The following is a 7,886-nucleotide window of genomic DNA, read 5'->3' on the forward strand; positions in this document are numbered from 1 at the left end:
TCACCTTACCCGGCTTCGAGTTCCGCGTTGCGCTACTGGGCGCTTGGCACCCATTAGCAGTTCAAGATCAAGACCAAAGCGTTGCTGGCTGATGCGCAGCGCTGCCAGGGCATATACGGCGCAGTCCAGGCCTTCGTTTCGGCGGCCGCCTGCTTCCCAGACGTAAATTCGCTTTCCCCGTGAGATGCGCAGGACCTTCTTTTCCGCTGTGAGCTGCTTGAGCTCATCCTCGCCACAGATATCGTCATTGGCCGGCAAGTGAACGCACCCTGGCGTTGGCTTCCAGGGCTGCGAGGGCTGTATCTTTAGCCGGCTGTAAAAGAGTTCTTTGGCGTTTTCGGTACCAACCTCGACGAGGTAGACCTTCTTGGCATTGCGTGCCTTGGGCCAGTTGGCAATGGGCTTGCCAGACTTGTTCGCACCCTTGACCGGGATCACCCATGTATCGCCGTGACGCCGGCACTCTTCGTAAACCTCATCGGTGTAGTGACCGCCTGAGTCCCAGCACCAACGTTCGACACGCATCTTGTGAGCGTCCACGCGCGTATAGAGCTGATGAATCCTCATCCCAACCTTGCGCCTGAGCTCTACGCTGGCCGGATCTCCCATCAACACCCACTTGTCGACAAGCCAGGACTCTTCTCCAGCGCCAAAAGCCCAGACCCGGCCCTCATAGCGGTCATCCTGGGTATCGATCGAGCCCATGAGAACAAGACCCGGTGCAGGAACCTCCTGGTAAACCTCTCGCCGGCCATACAGGATTTCCCAGTCGAGCTGCTCGCCCTGCTCCTCTTCCCAGGTCTCCCCAAGGGTCGTGTTGACGAAGGTCTTGAGCTTGATCGGGTCCTTGTACGACTTGAGGAAGTCGAGAACCATCCGCCCCCAGGTAGTGAGCGGGCTATAAGCTGCCCATATATGCATGCTCACACTTTCAGGCGTTGGATTGGGGTGATCATCCTCATCAAAGAAGTCCAGCCCGTCTCGCGTCCAGATGCCTGTCAGCTCGCAGATCCAGCGACCCCTGTCCTGGGCTGCCTGCATCTCGTGGTGACGTACGACGCATCCCGTATGCTCACAGACATACCACGCATCCAGAGGTGCTTCCGGATCCCACTTGATGCCATAGTCGCAGTCCTTTCCACCCCATTTGAGGTATTGCTCCTTGCCGCAACAGGGACAAGGGACATGAAACCGGAAGTAGTGCGGCGACTCCTCAACACTGGACTCAATCTGGCTGGTACCGCGGATCTTGGGTGTCGATCCCCTGATGCTCTTGGGAAATGTCGAACCCTCATTACGCTTGTCACCCAGCGATGTTGGCGAGCCTTCCTTTTCAACATCAGGCTCAAAGCCGTCCAATTCGTCATAGACGACAGTGTCGACCGACTTTTCCCGGTAGTTCTTTGCAGAGGCGCCACCCAGGCACCAGATCTGTTTGTTGTTGGTGAACAGCTTATATTCGAGGGTGTTATTTCGATGCTTGATTCCATACCAAGGCGCCAGGGCCTTTAATGGCGCCACATCTCGGATAGTGGGCTCGATCTGAGACTTCATGAAGCCTTCAGCAGCCCCATCGGTAGGCAGGAATATCAGCAGATGGCGACGCTTGTGCTCAACCTGGTAAGACATTGTGGCCTTGAGCATCTGGGTGTAACCGACGCGAGCGCTCTTTTGCAGGTTAAGCGTTCTTACTTCGTCATTCCCCATGATGTTCAGGATGGCTACCTGAAACGGCAGAGTTTCCCAGCGCCCTTCCTGATAGGAGGACTCCGACGATAGATAGAAATTTTCGTTAGCGTATTCGACAGGGGTTTGCGGTGCCGGCTTGGCAAGTGTCTGCAGTCCCTTCTTGATCGACCCCTGAAACTCAGTCAGTTGCGTCAGCGAGATATTCATCAATAAACCCAGGCAACAGCTCATCAAGGCCTGCTGCGCGGTTACGTGCTCGCGCCAGTTCACGCTGGATGCTGTCCAGGTGGCGGACCTCAAGATCTGGGTGTTTGCGTTTAAGGGTCAGCGGTAGCGTGTCCAGAATCGATGCGATTTCCGACGCCAGTCTGGACAGAGCAAAGGTCGCGAACTCGACCGGTATGCTACGTCTGCGGGCCACCTCGTTCTTGAGCTCCTGGGCATCGGCCTGCGCTGATGTCAGTCTGAGGCGCTCTTTGGCGTATTCACGTTCCAGCGAGAATGATCCGGAAGAATCCCCTTCCTCATCGGCAGGGACTTCCGCTTTCACCCTTCCGTCAGCGCGGTTACGCAAATAACGGATGTAAGCAATCCGGCATTCATCGTAATCCAGGCCGCCTCGACCTCTGGAGCCAGACAGAATGCCGCTTTCAAGCAGAGACCTGACCTGTCTGTCAGTGATATCCAGGTGATCTGCTATCTCTTGCTGCGTTGCCATGGCCTACGACTCGGAACCGGAAGTGCCCTTCCCCAAAAAATTTCATATCTAGCGAAGGATGGAGCCTCGAATTACCCGCAATGGGTAGGGGGGCCTAAAAAGGACCCGTGATCTATCAAAAATCATCGATCAATAGAAAAACCCTATAACCCCATTTCGAGTCCCTTTTCATCATTTCCGCCGCGTCTGTAGCGCCTCAGTCATGGCCAGCTCGAAGTTTGGTCCTATGCGCTCATCAATGACACGCTGCCCGACACCAAAGAAGTCCAGGCGCTTGCCATAGCGTGGCTTGTCAACAAAGGCCAAGAGGATGGAGATCTGATCTTTCTTGCGGCCTGTACGTTGAGCAATCCCAATCGGGACCTTGCCATTGCGCATCACGAAGAAGCGCTTGGCGTTACCCTTGCGCCGGCTCTGGCTGCTGTCTGTTGCATTGGCGCTATAGCCAACCTCAGTAAACCCGCCGATACCTGACAGCGCCTTGGTGAGCTGGCCACGCTTCATGTTGCCGAACTGATCCAGCTGTGCGCCTTTACCAGGTACAACGTACTTGCCTTGAGGCAGGATGCCTCGAGCCTTGAGCATGGCCTCACTGCGCTTGTCCGGACGAGATCCGCCATACACCTCAGGGGTCAGCCACTTGGTAGCAGGCGCGGCCTTGTCAGCCTCATCCTTTACCCAGACTCGAGCCTCGAGCCGGTTCTTCTTGGCTGGGATAAGGCGCAGGCTATTCATCGTGTACCGAGTTGGCCGGTCAAACACGCTCTGCATCTCTTGCTCGATAGCAGCCTTTGCTTCCTGAGCTGTCCTAGTCAATGCCAGGGCCATCGCATACGGCAGTTGGTTCTGTTCAAGGTCGGTCAGAAAAGCTAACTGGCTACCCAGGTTGCTCGACTCGACCTTGATCATGTTTCCGTATCCGCCAGCGCTTCCTGGGGTTGTCCATCTACCAACTCGAAGGATTGCTCAAACAGGTCTGCTTTACAGGGGAAGAGCATTCCTCTGGACAGGACAATGTAATCTCCAGGCTTTGCAGTCCATTGTCCCTCAATAGTGAGTTCTACCACCTCTGTCCGCTCCCGATTCATCACAATATGAATCTTGGCTTTTTGGGCAGGATCAAAGGCATCCATCGCTGCCCGGATCTTTTCGGCGCACGCCAGTGATCCGTCCCACTGCGCCGCCTTAATAGTGGTAGTGACCTTGCGACGGTAGGACTTGGGCATTGTTAGTCATCCGAGTTGATGGCTTCGAATTGTGCTGCCAACAAACGCTCGAGCTGCGCTTGTAGCATTGGCTTAGTGAAGTGATCAGCCCCTACCTCTCTGAGTTGAAAAACCAAAATCTCAATTGCAGAGTTGATCTTGTCGAGGCGCGAATAGGTAACGTGTATTGGCTCACCTATAACAACTTGTGCGCCTTGTTTTGCTGCGTGCTCCACTGCTTCACTCATAGCAACTCTCCAGCTCATGTAGTCAGCGTTTAGGTTTGTTATCTGGTCCGAAGCCGTCGGCAAAGATACCTGCCGTGATCCAGGTCAATGCCTTCTCGATCTCGCGGATCGCCAGCTCATAGGCGCGGAAAGCATCCTCATGGGAATTTTTTGCGCCAGTCTGCGCTAACCTCAGAAGCAACATGGTGTCGAGCAGCTGTACTCTGGCCAATGTTGCTGGATGAGGCCGATAGTCAGCCATTGGTGACTCGGTCTCCCTGCCTGCGTTCTCCTCCTCGGCGGTTGCGGCCTCGGATCATGCAGTCCACCCGATGGTAGGCATAAACACCTTGATAGATCGGATAGGCCAAAAGCAGCGAGCCGATAAGGGAATTGGACTCAAAACGCCATGGTTCGAATATCCATGCTGCCAACATGGTAAGCATGAAGATGACGCAACCTACCAGGTTGCAGGTAACTTCAAGGCGGTCATCGACCCGAAAGCGCTTGTTATGCCTGATCCAGTTCAACATGCGCCCTGTGGCCAAGGTGAATACCAGTAACGCAATGATCCCTAGGCTGGCCATTAGCTCAGTCCTCCTGGAAATAAGCGCTCAACCAGCGCCATAACTTTCTTTTCAATCAGCTTGAGGATCGGAAACGCAAAGAAGCCGAACAACATAAGTAATGCAGGTCGTGTCACGCTGCCTGGATCAAGGAACGGGGCCAGCACGACTGCAACAAAAAACGCCGCAAGCACTTTGGCCATCAGCATTTTGGCGGTGAACTTGATGGAAGAGCTTGCAAGGCCCATCAGAAACGCAATGATCCCGCCGAAAGCCCCTAGAAACCCCGGCAGAGCCCATGCCAGCAGGTCAGTCAGTAGCTGCTCAATTTGCATGGCGGCCTCATAGCGCACAAAAAGACAACGAATTAAGGCCCCGCCAAAGCACAAGCGGGACAACCCCAGCATGGGGAAACCACAAGATTCGTAAGCCAGATGAGCGGCTGTTTTTCACGGATAAATATAAGTCTTTTACTTGCAAAGACTTATAAAAGGCTTATAATAAGCCACATGAACAAGATTAACTGGACCAAGAAAGCCGTTAAGCAACTTCTGAAGATCCACTCAAAACATCAAGTTCAGATACGCGATGCGGTTACCGAACTGGAAAGGATGCCCGACATAGTCAACGTCAAGGCCCTAACCAACCATGAACACCAATACAGACTGAGGGTTGGCAACTACAGAGTCTTCTTCAACTGGGAAGAGACCATCAAGATAGTCAGCATCCAAGAGGTTAAGAAACGCGATGAACGCACCTACTAACGTACAGATAATCAACGGGCCGGATGGGAAACCGGCCTTTGTTGTCATTCCTTATGAGCAGTACGTGGCTCAGATAGAGGATGACCTGATCCCACACGAGGTAGTGAGCCGCATGGTCGACGGCGCCACTGCTATTCGTGCATGGCGTGAGCATCTCAACCTTACCCAGGAAGAGATGGCCAGACGCCTGGAGATTTCCCAGCCGGCCTATGCGCAGCAAGAAGCAGTCGCCAAGCCTCGTAAGGCCACACGCGAGAAGATTGCTGCAGCATTTGGCATTAAGCCTGACCTGTTGGAGCTCTAAACGAAAAACCCCGCTCAATGGCGGGGTTCGAGTGGGTGCGGCCCCGTGGAATGCAGTTTCCGCAAAATACCAGAAAATATTGCTATCTATTGATACGCGTTGTCAACCTTTTATGTTTTAAAGACTGCATGCGAAGCATCATTGTCCTAAATCCTTGCTCCGTACCGGCTTGGATGACGTCGAGCAGGTCTTCTGTTGCATGGAACCAGTCACCATGCGAGCGGGTTGCCGCAAACAGACTCTGGAGTCGATCCTGGATGTCTTGGTGAACTCTCACCGCTCCCATCAGGCGGATCTCAACAGGTGACTGAGTCTGTACGGTCCGTAGGCTTTTCTTTACGTCCCGTCCCTTGGCAATCTTGATTAGCATCGAGTCTGGCGCAATTAGGAAGTACAGATAGGTCGAGGTCAAAACAGCCTCCGCTAGCCGATAGCGGTCCTGCCTGCTGACGTTTAGCAACTCGCCTCGGTCCATCCTGGCCTCGCATGCCTCCAGTAGCTCTATATCTGAGACCATTGCCTCAAGCTCTTGATCGAAAACTGGCGCAGGACGAGGCTCTTTAGGGTCAGGCCTACTCACCGCTGTAGCTCCTGTCGAACTCTTCCAGGTAGACGTTCAGTACCAGGGGAGTAATGGATATGTTGCGATAGAGATATACCCGCTTGATCATCTTGCGGGTAGGCGCCTCACAACGTGCTATTGCCTGATCGACAGCAATACCGGTGTCATCATCCAAAACGGGTTTGAGGCCAGCGGGACTGCGGGACACGCTGACGCCAATATATTCTGATCTCACCCATCGTCCCCACTCGGTGAGAAGCCATTCGTAATAAGCAAACTTGGGTAACTGTGGCGATGCGAAGCCTGTAACCTTTCGATTACGCCTTGTCTGTCTTGCTTTGGGATTTGCTGCAGCAGCCATCCAAATACTCCTGGATAATCAGTCGTGCAGCATCAAACCCGCCGCATATCTCAGCCCGGTATCCGTGCTCCCGTGCTCGCTTAATGAACTTGCGTTGCTCCTCGCCTACATCGCTTGGGGTAAAGCGCTGGCGCTTCATTTCGATGAACAGGCCGGAATACGGTGGTCTCACGACCATTAAGAAAAGATCTCCTACGCCAGGAGTGAGGCCTTCGGCTTTCAGAAAGGCCATCTTCATACCGCGTTGCTTTTGATTCCCAGCCAGGTGTGTGCCATTGGGAATAGCAAACAGGCAGCCTTTGAGTGCCGGATAGCTGAGATTGAACCAAGTGACTACGTTGGCCTGTTCGTCATGTTCGCTGGGTCTATCAGAACTAACTGAGCGAGTGCGCGGCCTTTTCGCCAATGTTGGTAATGAAGGCAGGCGTAACGACATCAGAGCTTCACCTTTAGTCCTGCCTCTTTCAGGGAAGCTAGGAATAGAGTTCGAACCTCTCGCCCGCCTAGCGTGTTCACGTCCTCATAGGACGGAACCATGATCTTTATGTAGTCGCGTGAAGCGCGCCAGTCAGCCCAGCGCTCAATTGTGCGAGGAGCAACATACCTGCCTCGCTCATCTTTCCTGAGCCAGATATCACGGATGAGCCGCTCGAGTGTCTCCCCCTTGAGGCCAAGCTTTCTTAGGGGTTTGCTTTCAGCCTCAATGATCCATTGCTCAAACTCTTCCTGGCTCGTCATTTGGAAGTACCCTTGCCTAACTCACGAAGGATCCACTCTCGAGAATCAATTACCTCCAATACTTGTCCATCAAACGTACGCACGATGCTGCTGGTGCCATGCCACTGTGAGCTGACAGCTGCCTCTGTGATTGAGGAGATATTGTCAGGGTGAAGGCTCACGACAGTACGGTCATGGTTACTCCGGGTAAGAGTGATCACTTACAGGCCTCCTTTGCGTCTTTTGCTGCCCACCCATTGGCTGCAGACTGGACTAGGCACATGGTGAAGCTCTTACGCGCATACATCTCACTGACTAGGCCAATACAAACCATTCCAACAATGCTGATCCAAACCATGAGGAAGGCTTTTACAACGGGGCTCATCACGGAATGCTCCCCTTGCCCATCATCTCCAGGATCCTGGTCTCGATATCCTCAATAGAGCAGGTATGAGGTAGGCCATGCACTTCGGCTGCCCGGTGATGAAACCAGCCTCGCTCTCGTATCCAGCGGTAAATTAGCGCGTCACTCTTTTGAGGATCAGCAGTCTCTTTGCCGAGCCGGGCCAGTTGTGCAGTCAACTCGCTGACTTGCTGCTGAGCCTGTAGCAATTCTCCGCTCAGACGCTCGGCTTTTGCATCGACCTTGGCCAGCAGCGTCTCCAGATAGCCTTTGGCTTCGTTGAAGTCCTCCAAGGTAAGAACGACTCCACGCCAGTCCTTTCGCTGCTTGAGCGTGTCTGGAACTACACCCTCCTGGACAAAATAGAACG

General features: G+C 53.7%; 16 protein-coding genes. 2 read left to right on the forward strand and 14 right to left on the reverse strand.

Features of this window, described 5'->3' with window-relative positions; all coding sequences use genetic code 11:
• From GM154_RS24000 to GM154_RS24035, 8 genes are all read right to left on the reverse strand, one after another.
• A complete protein-coding gene (locus tag GM154_RS24000) occupies window positions 1-1,896 on the reverse strand; it encodes a phage terminase large subunit family protein (protein ID WP_219653692.1) in 1,896 nt (631 codons plus the stop codon).
• Window positions 1,868-2,407 (reverse strand): terminase small subunit, encoded by a 540-nt coding sequence (locus GM154_RS24005; protein WP_219653693.1) that lies wholly within the window; start codon window positions 2,405-2,407, stop codon window positions 1,868-1,870. Before GM154_RS24005 ends, GM154_RS24000 begins: the two co-directional genes overlap by 29 nt.
• A 171-nt stretch (window positions 2,408-2,578) precedes the next feature.
• Window positions 2,579-3,316, reverse strand: a complete 738-nt coding sequence (locus GM154_RS24010; protein ID WP_219653694.1) for a hypothetical protein — start codon at window positions 3,314-3,316, stop codon at window positions 2,579-2,581.
• Complete coding sequence (locus GM154_RS24015; protein WP_219653695.1) at window positions 3,313-3,633, reverse strand: hypothetical protein; 321 nt, start codon at window positions 3,631-3,633, stop codon at window positions 3,313-3,315. The genes GM154_RS24010 and GM154_RS24015 overlap by 4 nt, the downstream gene beginning before the upstream one ends.
• Before the next feature lie 2 nt (window positions 3,634-3,635).
• Window positions 3,636-3,860 carry a hypothetical protein gene (locus tag GM154_RS24020; RefSeq protein ID WP_219653697.1) on the reverse strand — a complete coding sequence of 75 codons (225 nt, stop codon included), beginning with the start codon at window positions 3,858-3,860 and terminating at the stop codon, window positions 3,636-3,638.
• A 22-nt stretch (window positions 3,861-3,882) separates the two neighbouring features.
• Complete coding sequence (locus GM154_RS24025) at window positions 3,883-4,101, reverse strand: hypothetical protein (RefSeq protein ID WP_219653699.1); 219 nt, start codon at window positions 4,099-4,101, stop codon at window positions 3,883-3,885.
• Entirely contained in the window at window positions 4,094-4,426 is a 333-nt protein-coding gene (locus GM154_RS24030) for a hypothetical protein (protein ID WP_219653700.1), read from the reverse strand. The genes GM154_RS24025 and GM154_RS24030 overlap by 8 nt, the downstream gene beginning before the upstream one ends.
• The gene (locus GM154_RS24035) at window positions 4,426-4,740 is read right to left on the reverse strand and encodes a hypothetical protein (protein ID WP_219653702.1); all 315 of its coding nucleotides are present in this window, start codon (window positions 4,738-4,740) and stop codon (window positions 4,426-4,428) included. The genes GM154_RS24030 and GM154_RS24035 overlap by 1 nt, the downstream gene beginning before the upstream one ends.
• A gap of 174 nt (window positions 4,741-4,914) precedes the next feature.
• On the opposite strand from GM154_RS24035, the gene GM154_RS24040 reads away from it, so the two are divergent.
• Window positions 4,915-5,169 carry a type II toxin-antitoxin system RelE/ParE family toxin gene (locus tag GM154_RS24040; RefSeq protein ID WP_219653704.1) on the forward strand — a complete coding sequence of 85 codons (255 nt, stop codon included), beginning with the start codon at window positions 4,915-4,917 and terminating at the stop codon, window positions 5,167-5,169.
• Window positions 5,153-5,473: a helix-turn-helix domain-containing protein gene (locus GM154_RS24045; RefSeq protein WP_219653705.1), complete on the forward strand. Its 321-nt coding sequence runs from the start codon at window positions 5,153-5,155 to the stop codon at window positions 5,471-5,473. The genes GM154_RS24040 and GM154_RS24045 overlap by 17 nt, the downstream gene beginning before the upstream one ends.
• 82 nt (window positions 5,474-5,555) lie before the next feature.
• Here GM154_RS24045 and GM154_RS24050 read toward each other — a convergent pair whose 3' ends face one another.
• The 6 genes from GM154_RS24050 to GM154_RS24075 form a co-directional block, all read right to left on the reverse strand.
• On the reverse strand, window positions 5,556-6,053 hold the full coding sequence (locus GM154_RS24050) for a hypothetical protein (RefSeq protein WP_219653706.1): 498 nt from the start codon (window positions 6,051-6,053) through the stop codon (window positions 5,556-5,558).
• Window positions 6,046-6,243 carry a hypothetical protein gene (locus GM154_RS24055; protein ID WP_219653707.1) on the reverse strand — a complete coding sequence of 66 codons (198 nt, stop codon included), beginning with the start codon at window positions 6,241-6,243 and terminating at the stop codon, window positions 6,046-6,048. Before GM154_RS24055 ends, GM154_RS24050 begins: the two co-directional genes overlap by 8 nt.
• 109 nt (window positions 6,244-6,352) lie before the next feature.
• Window positions 6,353-6,832 (reverse strand): VRR-NUC domain-containing protein, encoded by a 480-nt coding sequence (locus GM154_RS24060; RefSeq protein ID WP_219653708.1) that lies wholly within the window; start codon window positions 6,830-6,832, stop codon window positions 6,353-6,355.
• Window positions 6,832-7,134: a hypothetical protein gene (locus tag GM154_RS24065; protein WP_219653709.1), complete on the reverse strand. Its 303-nt coding sequence runs from the start codon at window positions 7,132-7,134 to the stop codon at window positions 6,832-6,834. Before GM154_RS24065 ends, GM154_RS24060 begins: the two co-directional genes overlap by 1 nt.
• Entirely contained in the window at window positions 7,131-7,334 is a 204-nt protein-coding gene (locus GM154_RS24070; RefSeq protein WP_219653725.1) for a hypothetical protein, read from the reverse strand. Before GM154_RS24070 ends, GM154_RS24065 begins: the two co-directional genes overlap by 4 nt.
• Before the next feature lie 163 nt (window positions 7,335-7,497).
• The coding region (locus tag GM154_RS24075) for a hypothetical protein (RefSeq protein ID WP_219653712.1) at window positions 7,498-7,886 on the reverse strand (389 nt) is incomplete at its 5' end.

Source organism: Pseudomonas sp. MAG002Y, from assembly GCF_019400845.1.
GTDB lineage: Bacteria > Pseudomonadota > Gammaproteobacteria > Pseudomonadales > Pseudomonadaceae > Chryseomonas > Chryseomonas luteola.

Excerpts from the sequence above, each read along its gene's own strand:
- GM154_RS24000 (WP_219653692.1), bottom strand. The coding sequence starts at position 1,896 with ATGAATATCTCGCTGACGCAACTGACTGAGTTTCAGGGGTCGATCAAG.
- GM154_RS24005 (WP_219653693.1), bottom strand. The coding sequence starts at position 2,407 with ATGGCAACGCAGCAAGAGATAGCAGATCACCTGGATATCACTGACAGA.
- GM154_RS24010 (WP_219653694.1), bottom strand. The coding sequence starts at position 3,316 with ATGATCAAGGTCGAGTCGAGCAACCTGGGTAGCCAGTTAGCTTTTCTG.
- GM154_RS24015 (WP_219653695.1), bottom strand. The coding sequence starts at position 3,633 with ATGCCCAAGTCCTACCGTCGCAAGGTCACTACCACTATTAAGGCGGCG.
- GM154_RS24020 (WP_219653697.1), bottom strand. The coding sequence starts at position 3,860 with ATGAGTGAAGCAGTGGAGCACGCAGCAAAACAAGGCGCACAAGTTGTT.
- GM154_RS24025 (WP_219653699.1), bottom strand. The coding sequence starts at position 4,101 with ATGGCTGACTATCGGCCTCATCCAGCAACATTGGCCAGAGTACAGCTG.
- GM154_RS24030 (WP_219653700.1), bottom strand. The coding sequence starts at position 4,426 with ATGGCCAGCCTAGGGATCATTGCGTTACTGGTATTCACCTTGGCCACA.
- GM154_RS24035 (WP_219653702.1), bottom strand. The coding sequence starts at position 4,740 with ATGCAAATTGAGCAGCTACTGACTGACCTGCTGGCATGGGCTCTGCCG.
- GM154_RS24040 (WP_219653704.1), top strand. The coding sequence starts at position 4,915 with ATGAACAAGATTAACTGGACCAAGAAAGCCGTTAAGCAACTTCTGAAG.
- GM154_RS24045 (WP_219653705.1), top strand. The coding sequence starts at position 5,153 with ATGAACGCACCTACTAACGTACAGATAATCAACGGGCCGGATGGGAAA.
- GM154_RS24060 (WP_219653708.1), bottom strand. The coding sequence starts at position 6,832 with ATGTCGTTACGCCTGCCTTCATTACCAACATTGGCGAAAAGGCCGCGC.
- GM154_RS24065 (WP_219653709.1), bottom strand. The coding sequence starts at position 7,134 with ATGACGAGCCAGGAAGAGTTTGAGCAATGGATCATTGAGGCTGAAAGC.